The sequence below is a fragment of the Lentibacillus sp. Marseille-P4043 genome (assembly GCF_900258515.1).
Classification (GTDB): Bacteria; Bacillota; Bacilli; order Bacillales; family Amphibacillaceae; genus Lentibacillus_C.
In genome coordinates, this window is the sequence record NZ_LT984884.1 from 2,982,318 (window position 1) to 3,006,170 (window position 23,853).

A 23,853-nucleotide genomic window follows, 5' to 3' on the forward strand; every position below is an offset into this window, starting at 1 on the left:
TTATCGTAAAATCGTACCAGGGGTGTAGGTCGAATCTAAAAAATCTTGGGGATCCGTGGAAAGTAACTGCAACAACTGATAGCTACCATCATTTAATTGCTCGACATATAATGATTTTCCCTGATACGTAACACATTGTCGATTGGAAAATTCCTCTTCTGAAATAGGGAATATGTCTGTTTCCGATAATGGTGTATATAACATTATTGGATCACCTGCTCTTCTCTGCCATTGTTCTCCTCAATTAATTCATTTAATTTAACCATAGCTTCTTTGACGCCTCCAACCGCATCAATTAATCCATATTCAACCGCATGTGTACCGACAACATTCGTACCAATATCCCGTGTTAGATTTCCTTTGGCAAACATAAGTTCTTTAAACTTCTCTTCCTTTATATTGGAATGATTGACAACAAAATTGATCACCCGATCCTGCATTTTATCCATATATTCAAATGTTTGCGGGACACCAATCACCATACCGGTTAGCCGAATTGGATGGATGGTCATTGTAGCTGTAGGAACAATAAACGAATGTGAAGTTGCAACTGCGATTGGTACGCCAATTGAATGGCCACCACCTAAAACAACAGATACAGTTGGTTTAGATAATGATGCGATCATCTCCGATAAGGCTAGGCCTGCTTCTACATCACCACCAACGGTATTTAGCAAGATAATAAGCCCTTCTATTTTGGGATTTTGCTCAATTGCAATAAGTTGCGGCAGAAGATGTTCATATTTCGTCGTCTTATTTTGTGGTGGTAATTGCACATGACCCTCAACCTGTCCAATAATCGAGAGAACATGAATATTTGAATCAGGGGCTTGCGGAACATTTGATTGCCCAAGTTGTTGTATTTTTTGAACCAACGATGATCCATTTTGCTGATCATCTTGCGTTTCCCCTTCTTTTTTCGAGACATCCTTATTCATTTTCGTAACACTCCTTTGTTTTTCGTTTATACTATCTGTAGTATGAACGAAACAGAAGTGTAACATGCATCGAAAGGAGAAGTGTTCATCATATCGTGAGCAATCTTCTTACGCTAACTTAAAAACACAAAAACAGGTAAATCAGCAGCAGCCGATTTACCTGTTGATTAATTCCTTTAATTCTTGTTGTTCCGATTTTGTAAGGGGCACTAATGGAAGACGAACAGATCCAACATCGATTCCGTTCATTTTTAGTGCTTCCTTAACAGGTACAGGTGAAGGGGCCATAAATAGTCCATTCATAATTGGTAGAATATTACGGTGAATTGCTGCCGCGTTTTGTACATCACCGGTATAAAAAGCTTGAACCATTTTTTGCATATCATCCCCAACAACATGGGAAGCAACGGATATTACACCTATTGAACCAATCGATAGCATCGGCAATGTTAACCCGTCTTCACCTGAATATACAGTGAAATCATCGCTTGTATTTTCAATAATCGTTGCTATTTGATCCAGATCACCACTTGCCTCTTTGACGGAGACAATGTTCTCAATCTCGCTCAATTTGATTATCGTATCAGCACTTATTTGCACAACTGATCTCCCCGGTATATTGTAGAGCATAACTGGCAATGACGTTTCATCTGCAATCGCTTTAAAATGTTCAAATAACCCACGTTGGTTTGGTTTATTATAATATGGTGCTACAAGCATAATCGCATCAACCCCACAGGCCTCGGCTTCTTTTGTCAGTGCAATAGAGGCAGCGGTATTGTTGCTTCCTGTACCAGCAATAACTGGGACTCGCTTGTTAACAACTTTAACGACATGGGTAAAAAGGTTTATTTTTTCTTCCATCGACAGTGTAGGTGATTCGCCAGTTGTACCTGCAATAACCAACCCTTCTGTTCCATGGCTAAGTAAATAATCAATTAAAAGAGATGTTTGATCGTAATCGATGTTTCCCTCTGAGTCAAAAGGAGTTACCATCGCGGTTAATACCTTGCCAAAATTCATTTAACTCACTCCCTTACCCCAAACGATCAATGGTTTTTCACAGTACCTTAGCTTCTTTAACCAAGCTTAGTTCAAATGCGTCATGTAATGCATTGACTGCAGTCTTTAAGTCTTTTTCGTGAATAAGCACCCAAATTGTAGTATGACTATCTGCCGACTGTAGTATTTGCACATCCTGACTTGTTAATGCTTGCACGATTTTGGAAGCCACCCCTGGAACACCGGTCATTCCAGCACCAACCGCTGATACTTTCGCACATTTCTCGGTTATCTCCGGTTGAAATCCGAGTGTTTCCAGAATATGCACTGCTTTTTGAGTGAATTCTTCTGGTACTGTATATAAAACTCCTGTCGGGGATATATTGATGAAATCGACCGATATACCAGCCTCAGCCATTGCTTTAAAAACTTCAGAGTGAAGCCTGTGCGCTTCATCCTTTGATTGAACTCTAATTTGAGTAATCTTATCAAGGTGGGCAATGCCAGTAATTAGTCGATCAGGAATATCACTACCTAATTCCCTAATTCTCGATGAAGTAACCAATGTGCCCTGATCTTGTGAATAAGTAGACCTCACGCGCATTGGTATTTTTGCTTGCATAGCAATTTCAACTGCCCGCGGATGCACCACTTTGGCACCCTGATATGCTAAATTACAAATTTCTGTATAGGTGACAACATCCAAGGGTCGAGCACTTTTCACAACACGCGGATCGGCCGTCATAATCCCATTCACATCTGTAAAAATTTCTATTTCTTCCGCTTCCAGTGCAGCTCCTAATGCCGCAGCACTCGTATCACTTCCACCCCTGCCAATTGTCGTTATCTCTCCGGCCTCTGTCTGCCCTTGAAAGCCGGCAACAACCACGACATCATTATTCTTAAATTCTTGTAATACACGAGTTGGTGTAACTTCTTTAATTTTTGCATGATTAAAATCATCACTTGTTACAAAACCAGCCTGTGCACCAGTTAATGCTGTCGCCGCTATATGATTTTTTTGTAGTTCGTTTGACAATACAACAGAAGCAATTGTTTCACCACAAGACATCAATAAATCCAATTCCCTTGTAGAATTATGATTTGCGGGAAAGCCAACCAGATCCAACAGCGTATCTGTCGCATATGGATCCGGTTTTCTTCCTAATGCAGATACAACGACAACGACTTTATAATCCTTTATTATTGCATCCTTAATATGTCTGATAACATGATTTCTATTTTCTGTTGTTTGTACAGATGTTCCACCAAATTTTTGAATTAATACCTGCATTATCACACCTCTTACGTAGTCTATTGAATTTGATTATATATTTTATTTTACTAACCAGTTATTCTGGATTAAACGTTCTGCAATTTGTACCGTATTCCAGGCAGCACCCTTCATTAAGTTATCAGAAACAACCCATAAATGGAACCCGTTTGCTGTATCTAAATCCTTTCTAACGCGACCAACAAATACTTCTTCTTTATTTGATGCACTTAATGGTGTTGGATATGTCTGTGTGCTTGGATCGTCTTCTAACACGACTCCATCAGCCCCATCCAAGGCTTTCCATAAATCAGCCACCGTTACATCCGCTTTATCTACTTCAACATAAACACTCTCAGCATGCGATGTAAAAAATGGTAATCGTACACATGTTGCAGCAACTGGCAATTCAGGAGCATGCATAATTTTTTTCGTTTCATTAATCATTTTCATTTCTTCAAACGTATAACCATTGTCTTGGAATACATCGATTTGCGGCAACGCATTAAACGCAATCGGATAATGGTTTTTATCCCCTTTTACCGGTAATATTTCCGCAGTCATCTCTTGGTTATCTAAATATTGCTTAGATTGGTTCTCCAATTCATTGCATGCCTCGATACCAGACCCAGAAACTGCCTGATAGGTTGAAACAATAACGCGATTTAAGCCGTAAGCCTCTTGGATCGGTTTTAATGCTGCAACCATTTGGATTGTAGAACAATTTGGATTCGCGATAATCCCATTATGTGATTTTAAATCAATCTCATTTACTTCTGGTACAACAAGTGGTACACCTTCAGTCATTCGAAAAGCACTTGTATTATCGATTACAACTGCACCGTGTTTTACAGCTTCTGGTGCTAATTTTTTCGAAACAGACCCACCAGCAGAAAATAAGGCAATATCTACCCCAGCAAAACTTTCTGGAGTAGCTTCTTCCACGGTAATCTCCTGATTATGAAACATTATTTTTTTACCTGCTGACCGTTTTGAAGATAAAAGTTTTATCTTATCGATTGGGAACTTCTTATCTTGTAAAATTTGTATGATTTTTTCCCCAACTGCACCTGTTGCTCCAACCACTGCTACATTATAAACTGTTTTATTAGCCATTAAAAGTTCTCCCTTCGTATTCCATTCAGCTCACCTGAAATTTTCTGTTCTAATATTTCTTCTATTTTAACATATTTTAATCCTCATACGGTATTATAACAGGTTGAAGTTGCTGATGATCAAGTGCTTTTTCTACTGTTTTGGCTAAATAATCCATTTTTGCCACTAATGAATTCGGCTTCTTATAAGGATCATCTTGCCCATATGGGATAAAATAAATATATTTGCTCGCCATTAGCCGCATTAAATTTACTCCGTTTAAACCGAGTGCATCATTCGTTGATATTCCTAATACAACAGGTTTTTGATTTCGCATGGTTGCTTTTGCCGCCATTAAGACTGGGGAATCGGTCAATGCGTTGGCAAATTTACTCATTGAATTTCCTGTTAGCGGTGCGATTACCATACAATCCAATGGATAATTCGGACCCAATGGTTCAGCTTCAGGCATTGTTGTGATAACACGTTTTCCAGTAATGGATTCTATTTTTTTAATATGGTCTGCCGCTTTTCCGAATTTCGTATCTGTTGTTCTTACTGTATACGTAACAATTGGAACTACTTCCGCACCTAATTCCATTAACCTCTCCAATTCAGGAAATACCTTGTCGTACGTACAATGTGAAGCTGTTATACCAAACCCAATTCGTTTTCCTTTCAAAGTCATTTAATTTTGCTCCTTTCCATTATTCAAAAACTGTTTAACCACATCGGCAAGAATTTTCCCTGATGTTTTAGGCGCAACAATTCCTGGCAAACTTCGAGCCAATATCGCCTTAATACCACGCTGCTTTGCATAATCAAAATCTGTTCCTCCTGGTTTAGAGGCCAAATCATAAATTAATGCATGGGATGGTAATTGCTGAATGGAATCTTTTGTAACAACTTGAGCTGGTATTGTATTAATTAGTAAATCACATTCATCGGAGTATTCATGCAGCCTCGATAATGGGATAGCTGTCAAACCCATTTCTGTAATGCGAGCGAGGTCTTTAATACTGCGGGCGCAAACAGAGACTTTTGCTCCTAAGGCTGAAAATTTGTTGGCGACCGTGTTTCCGACTCTACCAAAACCGACGACAATAACACGGGAAGAGTGAATCGTAAAATCTGTATGTTCGATAGCCATCATAATCGTACCTTCTGCTGTAGGTATTGAGTTATAGATCGCAACATCATCACGATCAAACAAGGCGACTAATTGCAAATTCAATTCATTTGTAAGCGACGTTAAATAATCATTCGTTATACCAGTAAAAATTAATGTTGATGGTCGTAATTGATTAAACCATGCTTTAGAAAGATTTATCTGTTGGTCAGAAAAAACCGTATCAATTTCGCCTTGATGATTCGTACCCGTGATCGGCAAAATAACAACATCTAATTTTTCAGGTTCTAAATCATTAAAATCAACTTGCTTTGATCCTGTAAAGCCTTGCTCCAATTTATCAAAGCCGACTAAGAATATCGTTGTATCAGGCAATTCCTGCAATTGACGAATCAGTTCAAGATATCGTCCATCTCCTCCTAATACAGCTATTGATTGACTCATGCTAGTAATACACCCCTCACCATGTAAATAAAAACTAATTTTAACTATTCGTTATAGCTTATGTCGGGAAGTAATCTTAGTGATTAGGAGTTTTACCTATACACAAAAAAAGGCTAGTTTCACAAGAAGTGACACTAGCCTTAAATATGAGCAAACAATTATTCAGATTCAATCATAATCATATCTTCACCAATTTTTTTGATAGAGCTCCAACGAATTCTTGTTTCTTCTCCTTCTTTTTTAAGCCCAAACCATTTGTAATTAGGAATAATAAAGGACTCGATTTTCCCAGTCTTCTCATTAATTTCCAAATCTGTTTGTCCCAAGATACCCAATCTTGATCCTTGGTTAATATTAACAATTTCTTTTCCGCTAATGTCTTTATACCGCACAGGCACACACCTCCGTATGTATTATCATCTTATGATTAAAAATACAGCCTATGCATAGTGGATCACTGCTGTTAAATCTTATTATTGATCAGATTTAGGTGCAATCAATGCCTTGGCAGAGGATTGGTTAAAGGTGCGTTCAATAACAGTTTGGATGGATTCATGGCTAACTGCATCTATCTCCTGAATCATTTCATCCAAAGTACGATGATGATTTAACAACAATTCGTTTTTTCCATTCCTACTCATATGACTGTTCGTACTTTCTAAACTTAATACCAAGTTGCCTTTTAACTGTTCCTTGCTATTCTTTAATTCCTTGTCTGTTAGGCCATTCGTAATCAATGTATCCATTGTTCGTTTGATGGTATCCTGAAGTAACGGTAACTGCTCCTTGCCTGTTCCCGCATAAATTGTCAATAGACCACTATCTCGAAAAGAGGAGTGATAAGAAAATACTGCATATGCAAGTCCTTGTTGTTCCCGTACTTCTTGGAATAATCTCGAGCTCATGCTTCCACCAAGTACATTGTTCATGATAATTAAACTATACATATTTTCATCGCCAACTGGTAACCCATCGTACCCTAAACATAAATGTGCCTGTTCTGTATCTTTATTTCGCTCAATATTTCCTGCAATAAAAGCAGGTTTTGAAATTTCTGCTCGTTTATAATCGGACTGATAGGAACCAAAATAAGATTCAACCTTGCTAATAAATGAATGATCCACATTACCAGCAACTGATACAACAACATTTTCAGGTGTATAGCATTGTTTGATATACGTTCTAAGTGTATCTGGTTGAAATGTTTTTAAATGTCCTTCTGTCCCTAAAATAGGGTATCCAAGCGGATGATCTCCATAGGAAGCACGTGCCAATAAATCATGCACAATATCATCCGGTGTATCTTCGTACATTTTTATTTCTTCCAGTACTACTTTTTTCTCTCGTTCCATTTCTTCTTCGTCAAAAGCAGAATGGAAGAACATATCAGCCAAAATATCTAATGCCAATTCCTTATGTGTATCAAGTACTTTTGCATAAAAACAAGTGTATTCTTTTGATGTAAAAGCATTCACCTGTCCACCAATAGCGTCAAATGCTTCCGCAATATCTTTTGCTGACCTTGTTTTTGTTCCTTTAAAAAACATGTGCTCTAAAAAATGGGAAATTCCATTATTTTGTTCTGTTTCATTACGAGAACCTGTTAATACCCAAATTCCAATTGTTACGGAACGGACTGCGGGTACATTCTCTAATACAATTCGCAGACCATTCTTGCTTGTATGCTTCTGAATCAAGTTTTTTCCTCCTAATTATGTCTAACATTGACGTTTTTTTATCGTTCTTCACTTAGTAATTTATCAACTGTTCCTATTTTATATCCCTTTTCTTTAACCGTGGTGATCAATGAGCCAAGCCCCTCTGCTGTTGCAGCAGTGGGGTGCATTAATACCATTGCACCAGGATGAAGTTTGGAGTTTACCCTATTCACCATAACAGATACTGTTGGATTCTTCCAATCAATTGTATCAACTGTCCATAATATAGTTTGCATATTCATATTATCTGCTATTTTTACTACTTGATTATTAAAACTTCCACTAGGGGGAGCAAACCATTTTGGCGTTTTACCTGTTATCGCTTTAATAATTTCATTTGTTTGTTTGACTTGTTCGGTCATTTCTTGGTTAGACAGGTGTGCCATATCTGGATGATTATAGGCATGATTACCAATCACGTGTCCCTGTTCATCAATCATTTCCACAAATTCGCTATTTTCCTTCGCCCATTTTCCCTCAATAAAAAATGTTGCTTTAACATTTTTCTCTTTCAATACGTTTAACATCGTTGGAATATATTCGGTCCCCCATGAAACATTTATTAAGAATGCGGTCATTTGTTTTTCAGGGTGCCCGCGATAAATGGGAGATGGTGGCAAATCCGCGAGCGAAACCTCGGGCGACACTTGATCATAGACAAGTAACGTTTTATCAAATATTCCATCTTTCTTCATTTGCTGATATGATTTTTTTACGTTTACCTTCACTCCATTTCTCCCAGGTGTTTTCTTCCAAACTTTATCAATAGTTGCATCTTGAGGAGCTATTGAAAATGTGTCACTTTTTGCCTGTATTTCCTTGTATAATTTGTCTTCTTGTTTGGATACATGTGCAACGGAGTTAGAAAACATTTGGGTATCATTCATAATAAACGGATTGTATTCATTATTAAAAGAGATAGCAACGATAATGATAAATACACAAAAATGAATTATTCGATTTCGGTACATCCAAATCCCCCCTCCATCATCTATATGAGAATGAGGGACAAGGTATGCGAAGAAAAACTACCGACTAAGAAATGATGGAGGATCTACGAAGGCGGAACAGTACTGGCAGGCTGGGACTTTTTCGTAATGTTTGTTGCTGTTTGATTTCATAGTTGATAGAAAATGCGACGTAGGTTGTGATGGTGGTTGGACTGCCGTTCCGGAAATACACTTCGCTTTCCGCGGGCGGCTGTTGAGCCTCCTCGTGCTAACGCACTGCGGGGTCTCACCTAGGCCTCTCATCCCGCAGGAGTCTACGTGTATTTCCTCCACTGGTGTTGTAATTAAAAAACTCATTACATTCAGCTATTGGTTGAGTGAATTCTTGGTTCAGGGAGAAAAAGTCCGTGTAACGTTAAAAGCCATGGCATTTCTCCTGTCGATAAATCAGAGCACCACAACCAGCGGAGTCAGAATACGTAGACTCCAGTGGGAACAGCACGTGTCCGAAGACCCCGGAAGAAGCGTTCTTTGCTTCTGAGGAGGCTGAGGCCGTGCCACGGAAAGCGAAGTATTCTGACGGAGCGAAAGTCCAAGCACAATCATCATTAGAACCAGAAAGCGTTATGAAAGAAGATTTTCACTATGTCGCATTTTATATCTTTTGTATAAAAACAGCAATCTTATAGAAAATAGCCAAATTAAAAAAGAAACTGGTTAGCCAGCTTCTTGATTTTCTAATTATAAACTTGATTTTTCAGCTTTTTCCTTTTCTTCCTTTAAAACAGCTTTTCGTGAAAGATTAACTCGGCCGTGATTATCAATTTCTTTCACTTTAACCATAATTTTATCGCCAATTGATACGACATCTTCTACCTTATTTGTTCGTTCTTCCGCTAATTCAGAAATATGAACCAACCCATCTTTTCCTTTGAACAATTCCACGAATGCTCCAAATTTTTCAATGCGTTTAACAGTACCCAAATAAGTTTGTCCAACTTCCACTTCACGAACAAGATCCTCAATAATTTGTTTTGCCTTTTTGTTCATGCTTGCGTCTGTTGATGAAATAAACACGCTTCCATCTTGTTCGATGTCAATTTTCACACCGGTTTCCTCGATAATTTTATTAATTTGTTTTCCACTTGGTCCAATAACATCACGGATTTTGTCTGGCTTAATGGACATCGTTAAAATTTTCGGTGCATACTGAGAAAGTTCCGTATTTGGCTTACTAATCGTTGCCAGCATAGAATCAAGAATTTGCATACGACCTTTTTTAGCTTGTGTCAATGCTTCTTCTAAGATTTCTCTTGATAAACCGTCAATCTTGATATCCATTTGTAATGCTGTAACACCAGCTGCTGTTCCAGCTACTTTAAAGTCCATATCACCGAGTGCGTCTTCCATTCCTTGGATGTCTGTCAAAATCGTGTAATCATCACCAGATTTCACAAGACCCATCGCAATTCCGGCCACTGGAGCTTTAATTGGAACGCCTGCATTCATCATCGCCAATGTACTTGCACAAATACTTGCTTGTGATGTTGAACCGTTTGATTCCAATACTTCAGAAACAAGACGAATTGTATAAGGGAAATCTTTATCCGATGGAATAACCTTCTCAAGCGCTCGTTCGCCTAATGCTCCATGTCCAATTTCACGTCGGCCTGGTCCACGAATTGGGCCTGTTGCACCAACACTATATTGCGGGAAATTATAATGATGCATAAACCGTTTTGATTCTTCTAAATCTAACCCATCTAAAATTTGCACATCCCCTAATGCTCCAAGTGTACAAATACTTAATGCTTGTGTTTGTCCACGTGTAAACAATCCTGAGCCATGCGTTCTTGGCAAAACACCAACTCGAGATGATAAAGGACGAATCTCATCAATTTTACGACCATCTGGACGCACTTTTTCCTTTGTAATTAAACGACGAACTTCTTCTTTTACCATTTTGTCCAGGACGGATTTTACCTGTTTAACAACATCTTCATCTTCCTCATCGTATAACGCGACAATTTCATCTTTCACACTATCAATCGCAAGTTCTCGAGCGTGTTTTTCTTTTACTTGAATAGCTGAAACCAGCTTCTCTTTTGCTTGATCAATAACTTTTTCTGATAATGCTTCGTCAGCCTCAAATAACGTTACTTCTGATTTTTCTTGACCTACCGCTTTTACAATTTCTTCCTGAAATGCGACTAAGCGTTTGATTTCTTCATGTCCAAACATGATGGCTTCAAGCATCACTTCTTCTGGAACTTCTTGTGCGCCAGCCTCAACCATGTTAATTGCATCTTTCGTACCTGCCACTGTTAAATCAATATCGCTTTTCTCTTCCTGTTCAATAGTTGGATTGATAACAAATTCACCATCTACTCGTCCAACATGTACACCAGCAATTGGTTCTTCAAATGGTATATCAGAAACACTTAAAGCAATGGATGATCCAATCATTGCGGCAATTTCTGTTGAACAATCTTGATCAACACTCATAACTGTACTAATTACCTGCACTTCATTTCTAAAGCCGTCGGGGAAAAGCGGACGAATTGGCCGGTCAATTAATCGTGAAGCTAATATTGCCTTTTCACTTGGTCGACCTTCACGTTTAATAAAGCCTCCAGGTATTTTTCCAACCGCATATAAGCGTTCTTCATAATTTACTGTAAGTGGAAAGAACGGTAAATCTTTCGGTTCCTGCGATGCGGTTGCTACAGACAATACAGACGTGTCACCATAACGGATCATACATGCGCCGTTTGCCTGTTTTGCTAATTCTCCAATTTCAACGATAAACGGTTTACCGGCAATTTCAGTGGAGAATACTTGTTTTTCTTCTGCCATTCGTTTTCATACTCCTTTCAATAAAACATTCCACATTTCATTTTATAGTTAATCGATGCAAATGTAAATTTTATGTAGCTATAACTGCAAAAAAAGCAGGATTACTCCTGCTTTTTTTTGCAATTACCTGCGTAAGCCTAATTTTTTAATTAGTTCACGATAACGTGTAACGTCTTTGTTACGCAAATAGTTTAGTAAATTACGACGTTTACCAACCATTTTCAATAAACCACGACGTGAATGATGGTCTTTCTTGTGAACGCGTAAATGCTCATTTAATGTTGTGATTTCCTCTGTAAGGACAGCGATTTGTACTTCTGGAGAACCAGTATCATTGTCATGAACTTTGTATTCAGAAATAATTTCGTTTTTACGCTCTTTTGTAATAGCCATCCTGTTCACCTCCTAATATCATGTTCATATCCCCTGTCCCCTAGCAAACGTCGGAGTTTCGATTTGCCAAGCGAAGGTTTTACGTTGTTAAGAATACATCTTTTCAATAAAAATTGCAAGTGTAATTTCTCTAGCGCTCGTTTGAAAAATACGCTCGAATAACTTTTTCATCGTCTGCAATTTGATCTATTAATGCCTCGACATTGTCAAATTTTAACTCATCACGGATAAATTTACACCATTCCATTTGCAATTCTTCCCCATAGAGATCATTTTGATAATCTAAAATATTTACTTCTAATGAAAGATCCTTTCGATTTGCTGTAAACGTGGGATTGGTACCTAAACTCGCCATACCTTCATACGCTTCATTTTTATAAATTACCTTTACCGCATAAATACCTGGTTTCGGCAACAGTGCATCCTGATCCAACTGTAAATTTGCTGTCGGATAGCCGATTGTTCTACCTCGTTTATCACCTTCAATTACAATACCACTCACCGTTAATGGTCGTCCTAACAATAATTTAACAGCTTCCACCTTACCACTGTGCAATAGTTCTCTGATTTTTGTCGAACTAACCTTTTCATCATCTAATTCCACTTTTTTGATTGTTGTAAATGTAAATTCTTCCCTTGTATATTCTGCAATATTGTTCATGTTACCTTTCCCTTTATGTCCAAACGAATAATCAAAGCCTGCAACCAAATGTTTGATATTTAATCCTATTATAAAGTGATCAATAAATTGTTGTGGTGACAACGATGATAATTCTTTGTTAAAGGTAATAATATATAGTCGATCCACATCCATTTTTTGTAATACTTCCTGTTTCTCTTTTAATGGTGTAATATACTGAACATGTTGGACATCTTTTTTCAAAACAACAGACGGATGGGGATGAAACGTAATTACCGCGCTTTCCATATTTCTTTCTTTTGCTTCTGATACAGCTGTTTTTATTACATTTTGATGTCCAAGATGGATACCATCAAAAAAACCAATAGCAGCTACAGTTTCTGGCAATTCTTCCAATGCTAATGTATGAGGATATGTTAATTTAATTGTTCGCAAGCCATTTCACCTACACTTTTTAAAAATAAAAAATCCTAATCCAATATGTTTACATTATTACATCTATGTTATGAAAATACACGTACAGGTTTAATTTGCTCGTCATGATCAGGGTGTATCTGATAGATTGCTAATACTTGGTTGTTGTGCATCATCACAAATGGTTGTGTCGTCTTTATGATATTTGTTTTTGCCAGTTTTTGTCCATTTAGTACTTTTTTCTTTGTATCTTCATCCACCCTCACACTCTCCAGATGGGTTAAACCATTGGCGATGGGTAAGAGCACATCATCCAATTGATCGTCTATTATAGCCTCTTCTATCTTATCAAACGTTACCGTATCTTGCTGTTTTATTGCTCCTGTTCGCGTCCGAATTAAATGCGACATGTGTGCAGGATAACCTAATTGAGCCCCAATATCAACGCACAATGTTCGTATATATGTACCTTTGGAACAAACGGCTTTAATAAGAAAAGATTGTTCACTTGTATGTTCCAAAAATGTGAGTTCGGAAATAGTAATCGTACGCTTTGGACGCTCGACCATTTCATTTGCTCGAGCATATTCGTATAATTTTTTCCCATTCACTTTTACAGCCGAATACATTGGAGGAATCTGAGTTGATTCACCCATAAAAGATTGCAAGACATCCTCAACATTTGTTTTTGTTGGTTGAATTTCCACTGGTTTTTGTTCAACAATTTCTCCTGTTGCATCTTCTGTCTCTGTTGAGATACCTAGTGTTACTTCTGCTATATATGTTTTCTTTGTATCTGTTAAAAATGGGACAATTTTTGTAGCTTGTCCAACGCAGATAGGTAGAACGCCCTCTACTTCCGGATCAAGTGTACCCGTATGTCCAACTTTTTTTGTGCGTAATAATTTTCGTATTTTAACTACACAATCGTGTGATGTTAATCCTTTTGGTTTCCATAGTGGGATGATACCATCCATACCAATTTCCTCCAGCAAGCTAATAAGCTAATTTTATAAAGCAAGGAAAAATCTGACTCTCTTACTCGTATCTCAAGAGTCAGATTTCCTTACTCCTCCCAACCGCTACTTTACGCGGGAAGCGCTTTTTGCATTTTGTGCATTATTTTTTATTTAATTCACGTAAAATTGTCTCAATTCGATTTCCTTGTTCCAATGCTTCATCAAATTCAAAGGATAATTCAGGTGTTTTACGTAAGCGAATCCGTTGTCCCAGTTCTGATCGAATAAATCCTTTTGCTTTAGCAAGACCAACTAATGTATCATGCTTTTGCTGTTCATCACCAAGAACGGAAATGAATATTTTCGCTTGCTGTAAATCTCCTGTCACTTCCACATCCGTTACCGTCACAAAGCCAACCCGAGGATCTTTTATTTTTCGGTTTAAAATATCCCCGAGTTCCTTTTTCATTTGCTCTCCTACACGATTTGCACGTAAATCACTCATTAAGATCACCTCATTATTAGAAGACGTTATCACGTACATTCTAGAAAGTTAATCGCGCCAAATCCGGATTAACCGAAATCGACACAAGGTCGATTTTTCATCCATATTCTCCAGCATTATAACCATTCAACATTTGTAATGGTTCGCTCTAATTCTGAGAACGTGTCAATAACCCGTAACACTTCCTGAATAATTTGGTCAGCATGTGTTTTGCTAGTTGAAATTGTTACAATTCCAAACTTTGTGCGTTGCCATAAATCATGAAAATCAAGTTCAGTTATGGCAACATTGAAGTCGTTGCGAAGTTTTGCCATCACGCGTTTTATAACAGATCGTTTTTGCTTTAATGAATGGCCTTCATACAACATACACTCTACCTCTACAAAACCAATCATTTGCGTTCAATTTCCTCCATCACAAATGCCTCGATAATGTCGCCTTCTTTGATATCATTAAATTTTTCAATTGTAATACCACATTCATAGCCTTGTGCAACTTCTTTCACATCATCTTTAAAACGTTTCAGTGTATCAATTTCACCTTCAAATTGAACAATACCATCCCGAATCAGGCGAACACCAGAGTCACGGGTGATTTTACCTTCCGTTACATAGCCACCAGCAATCGTACCAATTCTAGATACCTTAAATGTTTCCCGTACTTCAACTTGACCGATGATTTTCTCTTCAAACTCTGGATCAAGCATGCCTTTCATTGCTGATTCGATTTCCTCAATAACTTTATAGATTACTCGGTGCAGCCGTACATCAACTTTTTCCGATTCTGCTGCTTTCTTAGCATTTGCATCTGGACGTACATTAAACCCAATAACGATGGCATTAGATGCTGATGCTAAAATAATATCTGATTCGGTTATTGCTCCAACACCAGTATGAATGATTTTAATTTTAACACCTTCTACTTCAATTTTACGTAGAGAAGATGCCATTGCTTCTGCTGAACCCTGTACGTCGGCTTTAATAATGATATTAATCTCTTTCATTTCACCTTGCTTAATTTGTTCAAACAAGTCGTCAAGGCTGACTTTTGTTTGTTCTGTACGATTTTCCTGAATAAATTTTTGTTGACGTGCTTCCCCAATTTGACGTCCCTTTTTCTCATCGGCAAAAACTAGGAATTGATCACCTGCTTGTGGTACCTCATTAAGTCCGGTAATTTCGACTGGTGTTGATGGTCCAGCTTCTTCAACCCGTTGTCCTAAATCATTGACCATAGCACGAACACGTCCAAATGTATTACCAACAACAATGGAGTCACTAACATGAAGTGTTCCATTTTGCACAAGCAATGTTGCAACGGATCCTCTTCCTTTGTCAAGCTTTGCATCAATAACAGTTCCAAAAGCATAATTGTTCGGATTTGCTTTTAATTCTTCCACTTCGGAAACAAGCAAAATCATTTCCAACAGGTCATCAATACCTTCATCTTTGACTGCAGAAAGTTGAACAAAAATGGTATCGCCGCCCCAATCTTCTGGAATTAACTCATATTCCGTTAACTCTTGCATAACACGATCTGGGTTAGCACCTTCTTTATCCATTTTGTTAACTGCTACAATAATCGGCACTTCAGCTGCTTTTGCATGGTTAATTGCTTCAACTGTTTGTGGCATTACGCCGTCATCTGCTGCAACAACTAAAATAGCAATGTCTGTTACCTGTGCACCACGTGACCGCATGCTTGTAAACGCTGCGTGCCCTGGAGTATCAAGAAACGTAACTTTTTTTCCATTGTTTTCTACTTGGTATGCTCCAATATGCTGTGTAATACCGCCAGCTTCTCCTCTTGTTACCTTTGTATGGCGAATGGAATCAAGCAGTGTTGTTTTACCATGGTCAACGTGTCCCATAATGGTTACAACAGCGGGCCGCTCAATTAAATCCTTCTCATCATCCTCTTGTTTATATTTATCAAAGTCCGTATCTTCTAAAATAATTTCCTTTTCAACAGCTACATTGAATTCTTCACAGATTAGTTCAACCGCATCATCATCCAAGTCTTGGTTTTTTGTAGCCATTACACCTAAGAACATAAGCTTTTTAATTATTTCTGATGGCTCTTTATTTAATTTTCCTGCCAAATCACTTACCGTAAGTGTTCCACTATATTTGATTTCTTTTGGTGTTTCCTTCACCACTGGTTGCTTAGGTGATTGAAATGTTTTATTGTTATTTCTTCCTTTCTTACCTCTTTGTTGCTTCGTATGGTGCTGATTATTCTTTTTTGGTCTTGATTGTTGCGATGTTTGGTTCGAATTTTTGTTATTTCCACTGTTATTATTGTTTTTCTGATTTGTATTTTTTGTTTTATTTTGTGTATTTGCTTGTTTCTTGGAAGTCGGTTTATTTGTCGTTTGCTTATTTGGTTTTTGATCAGATGATTTCTTGCTGAATCTCTCATCCAATTTCGTGATAACATCATCTGAAATAGTGGACATATGATTAGATACTTCTACATTTAATTTTTTTAAGTGTCCAATCACATCTTTACTTGTTGCATTATTTTTCTTGGCATATTCATATACACGCATTTTAGTCATACGTTCACCCCCGAATTTATTTACCCGAGTAACGATTTAATCTTAGTGGCAAATCCTGCATCTAAAATAGCAATAGCTACTCTCTGTGTTTTTCCAATAGCTTTCGACAGCGTTTCTCGATCATCAACTATTGCAAAAGGTATATCATATGTCTTACATTTATCTGTTAATTTCTTTTTTGTTTGGGCACCAATATCATTCGCCAAAAGGACTAGTTTAGCTCTATTTTGTTGAATATCTTTGACAATCGTTTCCTCTCCGAGCGAGCACTTTCTGGCTCGGTAAGCTAAACCAATCATATTTAAGTAATTATTTTTCATGCTTTCTTACCATCTACTATTTCTCTGAGTTCATCATAGATAGCTGCATCTACTTCTCCATTTAACTGACGATTTAAAGCACCCGTTTTTTCAGCTTTATCAATTACTGCTTTATCCTTTGACAAGTATGCGCCACGACCATTTTTCTTTCCAGTTTCGTCAACAAATATGTCGCCCTCTTTTGTACGAACAATCCGAATAAGATCCTTCTTAGGCTTCATTTCGTTTGTTACAATACATTTCCTTTGCGGGATTTTTCTCTTTTGTGCCATCAGATAGCCCCCTTATTCGAACAAATCGTCCATATTGTCAGGATAGGTATCATCATCATCTTCTTCTCCGACAAACTCATCTGTTAACAGGCCTTCTTCTCTAGCCTCTGATTCGCTCTTAATGTCTATTTTCCAGCCAGTTAATTTAGCAGCTAAACGAGCATTTTGTCCCCGTTTACCGATAGCTAAAGAAAGTTGATAGTCAGGAACAATTACGGTTGTTGCTTTTTCTTCTTCGTTCACAAGTACCTCAACTACTTTAGATGGGCTTAGTGCATTGGAAACATAGACAACTGGGTCCTCTGACCATTCAACCACATCAATTTTTTCACCCTTTAGTTCGTTAACAATTGCTTGCACCCGCTGTCCTTTTTGGCCAACACATGAACCAACCGGATCGATTTCCGGGTCATCCGCGTGGACAGATATTTTGGAACGATCTCCTGCCTCCCTTGAAACAGACTTGATCTCAACCGTACCATCATATATTTCAGGAACTTCCATTTCAAATAAGCGTTTTAATAGGCCAGGGTGTGACCTTGATACGTAAATTTGCGGCCCTTTACTTGTGTTTTCCACTTTTGTCACAAATACTTTAAGACGATCATGCACATGGTAATCTTCCGTTGGCATTTGCTCTGCTTCTGCTAATTTCGCTTCAATCTTACCAAGGTTCACGTAAATGAAGCGTGGATCCATTCGTTGAATAATACCAGTCATGACATCTTCTTCACGATCTGCATATTCGCTAAAAATAACCCCACGTTCTGCTTCACGAATTCGTTGTGTTACAACCTGTTTAGCAGCTTGAGCAGCAATTCTCCCAAAATCTTTTGGTGTTACCTCAACCTCGATTACATCTTCCAATTCATAATTCGGATTGACTTTTTTTGCTTCCTCTAACGTAAGTTCTTGTTGGGAATCCTCTACTTCATCGACAACTGTTTTTCTGGCAAACACACGCATTGAACCTGCTTCTTCATCAAGATCAACCCTCACATTTGTTGCCGACTTAAAATTTTTCTTATAAGCAGATATTAAAGCCGCTTCCAAAGCCTCCAACAATATATCCTTATCAATGCCTTTTTCTTTTTCTAAATAATCAATCGCGTCAAACAACTGACTGCTCACTTTTCTTTTCCCCCTTTATAATGTTACAGCAAGCCTTGCTTTTGCTATCTTATTGAATGGAATTTCCACTTGTTTTTTTCGCGTTTTTATTTTATATTCAATCGTTGCCACATGATCGGTAAAGTCTTTTAAAATACCTTCATATTCCTTTTCACCATCTATTGGTTCATATAGCTTTACATAAACATTATTATTTACGTTATTTGTAAAATCTTCTTCTGATTTCAATGGCCGCTCAACACCTGGTGATGATACTTCAAGAAAATAGGCTTCTTTAATGGGATCGATTTCATCTAATCTTTCACTTAATTGCTCAGAAACCTGACCACATTCCGCTATATCAATGCCACCATCTTTATCGATGTAAACTCGCAAAAACCAATTCTTGCCTTCTTTTACGTATTCAATATCAACTAATTCAAGATTATTTTCCCGCAAAATAGGCTGGACTAATTCTTCCGTTGTTTTAATTACTTGCGAACTCAAAAGTAATCCTCCTTTATTCAATTGTCGTTTTCCTTATTATGAACAATCATACTTAATTTCATTTGAGTGCTTTATTGGCTCGTGTTTCTGCTTTTCAATATAAAACCCCTGCCTGAAAGTTGTGGCAAGGGGGAAGTTTCACTCAGCAGAAATCATAGAAGTATGAAGAAAGAGTGGGTTTCACCCACTCTTTTGACCGTTCGTATCAATACTTACCAATAAAAACTATATCATAAGAAAAATAATCTTGCAAGGCGGAGCGGTTATCGTGTTCTATTTAAATCAAGGCGCTTATGTATGATTGTTGCTACTTAGGGCCACAGTTGCAATTCACTTAGCTTTCCACGGGAGTCTACGTATATTGCAACTGCTCATAGCATCTAACTATTTTTTGTTCATACCAAATAGCAACTGCTAAAAATCAATTTCCAAACCTAGAATAGGGAGAGTTGATTTTTTTCTGCCATTCCTTCTAAACACCCATGATTATCAAGGTATTCCAAAACTGTTTTCGAAATCTTACTGCGTTCACGAAGGTCTTCTTTTGACAGGAATTCCCCTTCTTTACGTGCTTTCACAATATTAAGTGCTGCGTTTGTTCCAAGTCCATCTACCGCATTAAATGGTGGGATAAGCGAATTTCCATCTACGATAAACTCTGTTGCACTTGATTTATAAAGATCAACCTTATTAAACGAAAAGCCACGTTCACACATTTCAAGTGAAATTTCCAATACAGTTAATAAACTCTTTTCTTTTGGCGGTGCCTCATTTCCTTTAGCTACAATGCCCTCGATTCGCTGTTTTATCAACTGCGAGCCCTTGACCATTGTATCTAGTTCAAAGTCATCCGCTCTTACAGTGAAGTATGCTGCATAGAAAAGAATTGGATGATGAACTTTGAAATACGCAATTCGGATCGCCATTAGCACATATGCTGCAGCATGGGCTTTCGGGAACATGTATTTTATTTTTTTACATGATTCAATATACCAATCCGGCACGCCGTGTTTCTTCATCTCTAAAATCCACTCATCTTGTAATCCTTTCCCTTTACGGACAAATTCCATAATTTTAAACGCAAGCGATGCCTCTAATCCTTTATGCAAGAGATATACCATAATATCATCACGGCAACCGATAACATCTGGTAATTCACATATGCCATCATTAATCAATTCCTGGGCATTACCTAACCACACGTCCGTCCCGTGTGAAAGACCTGATATTATTACAAGTTCTGCAAACGTAGTCGGCTTCGTATCCTCAAGCATCTGCCTAACAAATTTTGTTCCAAATTCTGGTACTCCTAATGTACCGGTTTTACAATTAATTTGCTCCGCTGTTACACCCAGTGTTTCTGGTCCAGAAAATATTTTCATTACTTCAGCATCGTCTGTTGGAATTGTTTTCGGATCAATTCCACTTAAATCCTGAAGCATCCGAATGACTGTTGGATCATCGTGTCCAAGAATATCTAGTTTTAGTAAATTATCATGAATCGAATGGAAATCAAAGTGTGTTGTCCGCCATTCGCTTTTTCGGTCATCAGCCGGGAATTGAATCGGAGTAAAATCAAAAATTTCCTTATCCTCCGGTACCACAATAATTCCACCTGGATGCTGGCCGGTTGTCCGTTTTACACCTGTACATCCTTGGACAAGCCGATCTACTTCAGCATTTTTATAAACAAGCTGTTTGTCTGATGCATACCCTTTTACGTAGCCATACGCTGTTTTTTCCGCGATGGTTCCAATTGTACCAGCGCGATAAACATTATCTTCACCAAATAAAACTTTTGTATAATTATGTGCCCGAGGTTGATAATCCCCAGAGAAGTTCAAATCAATATCGGGGACCTTATCACCCTTAAATCCCAAGAATGTCTCAAATGGAATGTCTTGTCCGTCTTTCGTTAACGGAACCCCACAATTAGGACAATCTTTATCCGGTAAATCAAATCCGCTACCGACCGATCCATCGGTAATAAATTCGTGGTGGTGACATTCTGTACAAACATAATGTGGTGGCAATGGATTCACTTCTGTTATTTCCGACATTGTCGCAACGAGTGACGACCCGACTGATCCCCTTGAGCCAACTAAATAGCCATCATCCAATGATTTTTTAACAAGTTTATGTGAGATTAAATAAATAACCGCAAACCCATGACCAATAATACTTTCCAGTTCCTTCTCTAGCCGATCAACGACAATTTGCGGAACTGGTTCACCATATATTTTTTTGGCTCTTGTATAGCACAGATCGCGCATCTCTTGGTCCGCACCTTCAATTGTTGGTGTATAAAGTCCATCTTTAACAGGAGAAATTTCCTCTATGCCATCAGCAAGTTGCTGTGTATTCGTGATGACAATTTCCTTTGCAGTTTCCTCACCTAAAAAAGCAAAGCAATCGAGCATTTCATTTGTTGTTCGAAATGGTGTATCAGGTAATGTTTGTCGATTTAAAGGGTTACCCGCCTGTGATGCAATTAAGATTTGTCGATACAACTTATCATGTTCCTCAATGTAATGCGTATTTCCTGTTGCTACAACGGGTTTGCCCATACGCTTTCCTAAATCTACTAATTTAGCAATGATATCTAATACTTGTGCTTCATTTTGGACAAGCTCTTTTTCAACCAAGTGCACATAGTTTGCAGGTGGTTGAACTTCGATATAATCATAGAATTCAGCGACTTTTTCTGCCTCTTCAGCTGATTTTTGCATCATTGTTTCGAAAACTTCACCTTTATCACATGCTGTCCCAACCAAAATTCCTTCACGAAACTTTTGTAGTTTAGAACGCGGGATCCTTGGAACACGGTAAAAATAGTCAATATGCGCATGTGAGACAAGCTTATAAATATTTTTTAAGCCTTCTTGATTCTTGGCCATTAATGTACAATGAAACGGGCGAGAACGCTGATATGCATTTCCTTCGCCCATATGATTATTCAACTGGGCATGATTTCGAATATCCTTTTCCAGTAGTCGCTGTACTAGTTTCCATAACAAATAACCAGTAGCCTCGGCATCATAAATCGCCCTATGGTGTTGTGTTAATTCGATATCCAAGTGTTTACACAAAGTATTCAAACGGTGGTTTTTCAACTCTGGAAATAGAAACCTTGCTAGTTCTAATGTATCAATTACAGGATTTTTCGTCTTTTCGTAAGCAATTTTTTTGTAGCCTGCATTTAAAAATCCAATATCAAAACTTGCATTATGGGCAACCAGAATGCCATCGTCAGCCCATCCTTGAAAATCTCTTAATACATCATCAATTTCAGGAGCAGTATTTACCATTTCATCGGTAATACCTGTCAAATCTGTTGTTGTTTGTGATAATGGATGATGTGGGTTAGCAAATGACTCAAACCGATCAACAACTTCACCTTGATGTATTTTTACCGCTGCAAGTTCAATGATTGTATCATAAACAGCCGACAATCCAGTTGTTTCCACGTCAAATACAACATATGTCCCGTTCTCTAGTTCGACATCCTGCTCATTATAGGCGATTGGAACACCATCATCAACAAGGTTAGCTTCAACTCCATATAAAACCTTGATTCCGTTCTTCTGACCTGCTGCATGTGCTTCAGGATAGCCTTGTACCCCGGCATGATCCGTAATCGCAACAGCTTTGTGTCCCCACTTAGCAGCTTGTTCAACCAAACGCGATGGAGAAACAACCGCATCCATTTGGCTCATCGTGGTGTGTGCATGTAATTCGACTCGTTTTTCTTCATCAGGAGCCGTATCTTTTCTAGTTTCCACTTGTACTTCATGCATGTCATTCGCCATCATTGCCAATTCATTCGTATACATATCAGTCTGGATGCTTCCGCGCGCTTTGATCCACATCCCTGTTTTCAATTGTTCGAACTTATCAGCATCGTCGTCACCTTTGGAAAACATTTTTATTTGGAGGGAGTCGGTGTAATCAGTAGCCTTGGCGATTAACAAGCTTCTTCCGGAGCGCAATTTTCGAATATCAACCGAAAATACATAGCCTTGAACAGTAACACGACGTTCCTCATCCTGAATTTCTTGCATCATGAGAGCTTCATCCTGAATACCATAACCAATTGCAAACGGTTTAGCATGGTCCTCATTTTGCTTATTTTGCTCCCGTTTTTCCTTCTCTTGAACGGTTTTTAGAATAATTTGCTGATCTTCCTGTGCCTTTTGTTCCCTAAACTTTTGTAAATCAGCTTCTTCCGTTTTAACATCAATTACAAGCGAATAGGATGGTACACCAACCTTTTTACAGTAGGTGCGAAACGGTTCATCTAGTCGCTTTTTTAACGCACTAGCTTCGGCTTCATTTCTCGCAGTTAACATAATATTATTATGGGCGACTTTAGGGACCTGGTTATGCACTAAATCTTTGTAAGCAGGAGACAAATTGGAAATCGATTGAATAAAACTTTTCCAATAACCAGAAATTGTTTTCTCATCACATGTTTTATTTTCTGTATATAATGTAAGGTCTACTTTGGCAATCTGATTAAATGTATGCTGTAAGTTGGCATACAAAATTTGATAAATACTACTCGGCAATACATTCTTGGTTTGTATATGAAAATGCCACATCTGTTCTTTTTTGAAAACCTCTAATCGCAGCATTTGACTATCTTGAAAATGTTCCATATATTCCTCTGGCATATGCAACTGTGTTAGCAATAGATTCATTTTCTCTATATTTGATATCGCCATGGCATACCCTCCTATTACACGAAAATTCATAGTACAATCACGTG

At 38.0% G+C, this 23,853-nt stretch carries 23 protein-coding genes; 1 reads left to right on the plus strand and 22 read right to left on the minus strand.

Annotated elements, in window-relative coordinates; translation table 11 throughout:
- From C8270_RS14790 to C8270_RS14835, 10 genes are all read right to left on the minus strand, one after another.
- On the minus strand, positions 1–204 hold the full coding sequence (locus tag C8270_RS14790; RefSeq protein WP_106497570.1) for a YlzJ-like family protein: 204 nt from the start codon (positions 202–204) through the stop codon (positions 1–3).
- On the minus strand, positions 204–938 hold the full coding sequence (locus C8270_RS14795; RefSeq protein WP_106497571.1) for a ClpP family protease: 735 nt from the start codon (positions 936–938) through the stop codon (positions 204–206). The genes C8270_RS14790 and C8270_RS14795 overlap by 1 nt, the downstream gene beginning before the upstream one ends.
- Positions 939–1,094: 156 nt before the next feature.
- Positions 1,095–1,961, minus strand: a complete 867-nt coding sequence (gene dapA, locus C8270_RS14800; RefSeq protein ID WP_106497572.1) for a 4-hydroxy-tetrahydrodipicolinate synthase — start codon at positions 1,959–1,961, stop codon at positions 1,095–1,097.
- Between the two features lie 37 nt (positions 1,962–1,998).
- Positions 1,999–3,234, minus strand: a complete 1,236-nt coding sequence (gene dapG, locus C8270_RS14805) for an aspartate kinase (protein WP_106497573.1) — start codon at positions 3,232–3,234, stop codon at positions 1,999–2,001.
- Between the two features lie 42 nt (positions 3,235–3,276).
- The gene (gene asd / locus C8270_RS14810) at positions 3,277–4,329 is read right to left on the minus strand and encodes an aspartate-semialdehyde dehydrogenase (protein ID WP_106497574.1); all 1,053 of its coding nucleotides are present in this window, start codon (positions 4,327–4,329) and stop codon (positions 3,277–3,279) included.
- 76 nt (positions 4,330–4,405) lie between these two features.
- Complete coding sequence (gene dpaB / locus C8270_RS14815) at positions 4,406–4,996, minus strand: dipicolinate synthase subunit B (protein WP_106497575.1); 591 nt, start codon at positions 4,994–4,996, stop codon at positions 4,406–4,408.
- Positions 4,997–5,881: a dipicolinic acid synthetase subunit A gene (gene dpaA / locus C8270_RS14820; RefSeq protein WP_106497576.1), complete on the minus strand. Its 885-nt coding sequence runs from the start codon at positions 5,879–5,881 to the stop codon at positions 4,997–4,999.
- 158 nt (positions 5,882–6,039) lie between these two features.
- Positions 6,040–6,273, minus strand: coding sequence for a YlmC/YmxH family sporulation protein (locus C8270_RS14825; protein ID WP_106497577.1), 234 nt, complete (start codon positions 6,271–6,273; stop codon positions 6,040–6,042).
- A gap of 81 nt (positions 6,274–6,354) precedes the next feature.
- The gene (locus tag C8270_RS14830; RefSeq protein ID WP_106497578.1) at positions 6,355–7,578 is read right to left on the minus strand and encodes a M16 family metallopeptidase; all 1,224 of its coding nucleotides are present in this window, start codon (positions 7,576–7,578) and stop codon (positions 6,355–6,357) included.
- Positions 7,579–7,616: 38 nt separating this feature from the next.
- Entirely contained in the window at positions 7,617–8,570 is a 954-nt protein-coding gene (locus C8270_RS14835; RefSeq protein WP_106497579.1) for a polysaccharide deacetylase family protein, read from the minus strand.
- A 533-nt stretch (positions 8,571–9,103) separates the two neighbouring features.
- On the opposite strand from C8270_RS14835, the gene C8270_RS20695 reads away from it, so the two are divergent.
- Complete coding sequence (locus C8270_RS20695; RefSeq protein WP_267894849.1) at positions 9,104–9,238, plus strand: hypothetical protein; 135 nt, start codon at positions 9,104–9,106, stop codon at positions 9,236–9,238.
- Positions 9,239–9,290: 52 nt separating this feature from the next.
- Here the strand turns inward: C8270_RS20695 and pnp are convergent, their stop codons facing one another.
- The 12 genes from pnp to C8270_RS14895 form a co-directional block, all read right to left on the minus strand.
- Positions 9,291–11,405 carry a polyribonucleotide nucleotidyltransferase gene (pnp, locus tag C8270_RS14840; protein WP_106497580.1) on the minus strand — a complete coding sequence of 705 codons (2,115 nt, stop codon included), beginning with the start codon at positions 11,403–11,405 and terminating at the stop codon, positions 9,291–9,293.
- 123 nt (positions 11,406–11,528) lie between these two features.
- Positions 11,529–11,798: a 30S ribosomal protein S15 gene (gene rpsO / locus C8270_RS14845; RefSeq protein ID WP_106497581.1), complete on the minus strand. Its 270-nt coding sequence runs from the start codon at positions 11,796–11,798 to the stop codon at positions 11,529–11,531.
- 130 nt (positions 11,799–11,928) lie between these two features.
- Entirely contained in the window at positions 11,929–12,873 is a 945-nt protein-coding gene (locus C8270_RS14850) for a bifunctional riboflavin kinase/FAD synthetase (RefSeq protein WP_106497582.1), read from the minus strand.
- Between the two features lie 68 nt (positions 12,874–12,941).
- Positions 12,942–13,829, minus strand: coding sequence for a tRNA pseudouridine(55) synthase TruB (gene truB, locus C8270_RS14855; protein ID WP_106497583.1), 888 nt, complete (start codon positions 13,827–13,829; stop codon positions 12,942–12,944).
- Between the two features lie 142 nt (positions 13,830–13,971).
- The gene (gene rbfA, locus C8270_RS14860; RefSeq protein WP_106497584.1) at positions 13,972–14,316 is read right to left on the minus strand and encodes a 30S ribosome-binding factor RbfA; all 345 of its coding nucleotides are present in this window, start codon (positions 14,314–14,316) and stop codon (positions 13,972–13,974) included.
- Positions 14,317–14,432: 116 nt separating this feature from the next.
- Positions 14,433–14,711 (minus strand): DUF503 domain-containing protein, encoded by a 279-nt coding sequence (locus C8270_RS14865; RefSeq protein WP_106497585.1) that lies wholly within the window; start codon positions 14,709–14,711, stop codon positions 14,433–14,435.
- Positions 14,708–16,876, minus strand: coding sequence for a translation initiation factor IF-2 (gene infB / locus C8270_RS14870; protein ID WP_106497586.1), 2,169 nt, complete (start codon positions 16,874–16,876; stop codon positions 14,708–14,710). The genes C8270_RS14865 and infB overlap by 4 nt, the downstream gene beginning before the upstream one ends.
- 20 nt (positions 16,877–16,896) lie before the next feature.
- A complete protein-coding gene (locus tag C8270_RS14875) occupies positions 16,897–17,196 on the minus strand; it encodes a YlxQ family RNA-binding protein (RefSeq protein WP_106497587.1) in 300 nt (99 codons plus the stop codon).
- Positions 17,193–17,468, minus strand: coding sequence for an RNase P modulator RnpM (gene rnpM / locus C8270_RS14880; RefSeq protein WP_106497588.1), 276 nt, complete (start codon positions 17,466–17,468; stop codon positions 17,193–17,195). The genes C8270_RS14875 and rnpM overlap by 4 nt, the downstream gene beginning before the upstream one ends.
- Before the next feature lie 12 nt (positions 17,469–17,480).
- Positions 17,481–18,599, minus strand: coding sequence for a transcription termination factor NusA (gene nusA, locus C8270_RS14885; RefSeq protein WP_106497589.1), 1,119 nt, complete (start codon positions 18,597–18,599; stop codon positions 17,481–17,483).
- A 15-nt stretch (positions 18,600–18,614) separates the two neighbouring features.
- Entirely contained in the window at positions 18,615–19,085 is a 471-nt protein-coding gene (rimP, locus tag C8270_RS14890) for a ribosome maturation factor RimP (protein ID WP_106497590.1), read from the minus strand.
- A gap of 434 nt (positions 19,086–19,519) precedes the next feature.
- A complete protein-coding gene (locus tag C8270_RS14895; RefSeq protein ID WP_106497591.1) occupies positions 19,520–23,809 on the minus strand; it encodes a PolC-type DNA polymerase III in 4,290 nt (1,429 codons plus the stop codon).
- Positions 23,810–23,853 lie beyond the last annotated feature (44 nt).

What these genes read in the sequence shown, in the direction of transcription:
- C8270_RS14790 (WP_106497570.1), bottom strand. Translation starts at nt 204, where the DNA reads ATGTTATATACACCATTATCGGAAACAGACATATTCCCTATTTCAGAA.
- C8270_RS14795 (WP_106497571.1), bottom strand. Translation starts at nt 938, where the DNA reads ATGAATAAGGATGTCTCGAAAAAAGAAGGGGAAACGCAAGATGATCAG.
- dapA (WP_106497572.1), bottom strand. Translation starts at nt 1,961, where the DNA reads ATGAATTTTGGCAAGGTATTAACCGCGATGGTAACTCCTTTTGACTCA.
- dapG (WP_106497573.1), bottom strand. Translation starts at nt 3,234, where the DNA reads ATGCAGGTATTAATTCAAAAATTTGGTGGAACATCTGTACAAACAACA.
- asd (WP_106497574.1), bottom strand. Translation starts at nt 4,329, where the DNA reads ATGGCTAATAAAACAGTTTATAATGTAGCAGTGGTTGGAGCAACAGGT.
- dpaB (WP_106497575.1), bottom strand. Translation starts at nt 4,996, where the DNA reads ATGACTTTGAAAGGAAAACGAATTGGGTTTGGTATAACAGCTTCACAT.
- dpaA (WP_106497576.1), bottom strand. Translation starts at nt 5,881, where the DNA reads ATGAGTCAATCAATAGCTGTATTAGGAGGAGATGGACGATATCTTGAA.
- C8270_RS14835 (WP_106497579.1), bottom strand. Translation starts at nt 8,570, where the DNA reads ATGTACCGAAATCGAATAATTCATTTTTGTGTATTTATCATTATCGTT.
- pnp (WP_106497580.1), bottom strand. Translation starts at nt 11,405, where the DNA reads ATGGCAGAAGAAAAACAAGTATTCTCCACTGAAATTGCCGGTAAACCG.
- rpsO (WP_106497581.1), bottom strand. Translation starts at nt 11,798, where the DNA reads ATGGCTATTACAAAAGAGCGTAAAAACGAAATTATTTCTGAATACAAA.
- truB (WP_106497583.1), bottom strand. Translation starts at nt 13,829, where the DNA reads ATGGATGGTATCATCCCACTATGGAAACCAAAAGGATTAACATCACAC.
- rbfA (WP_106497584.1), bottom strand. Translation starts at nt 14,316, where the DNA reads ATGAGTGATTTACGTGCAAATCGTGTAGGAGAGCAAATGAAAAAGGAA.
- C8270_RS14865 (WP_106497585.1), bottom strand. Translation starts at nt 14,711, where the DNA reads ATGATTGGTTTTGTAGAGGTAGAGTGTATGTTGTATGAAGGCCATTCA.
- infB (WP_106497586.1), bottom strand. Translation starts at nt 16,876, where the DNA reads ATGACTAAAATGCGTGTATATGAATATGCCAAGAAAAATAATGCAACA.
- C8270_RS14875 (WP_106497587.1), bottom strand. Translation starts at nt 17,196, where the DNA reads ATGAAAAATAATTACTTAAATATGATTGGTTTAGCTTACCGAGCCAGA.
- rnpM (WP_106497588.1), bottom strand. Translation starts at nt 17,468, where the DNA reads ATGGCACAAAAGAGAAAAATCCCGCAAAGGAAATGTATTGTAACAAAC.
- C8270_RS14895 (WP_106497591.1), bottom strand. Translation starts at nt 23,809, where the DNA reads ATGGCGATATCAAATATAGAGAAAATGAATCTATTGCTAACACAGTTG.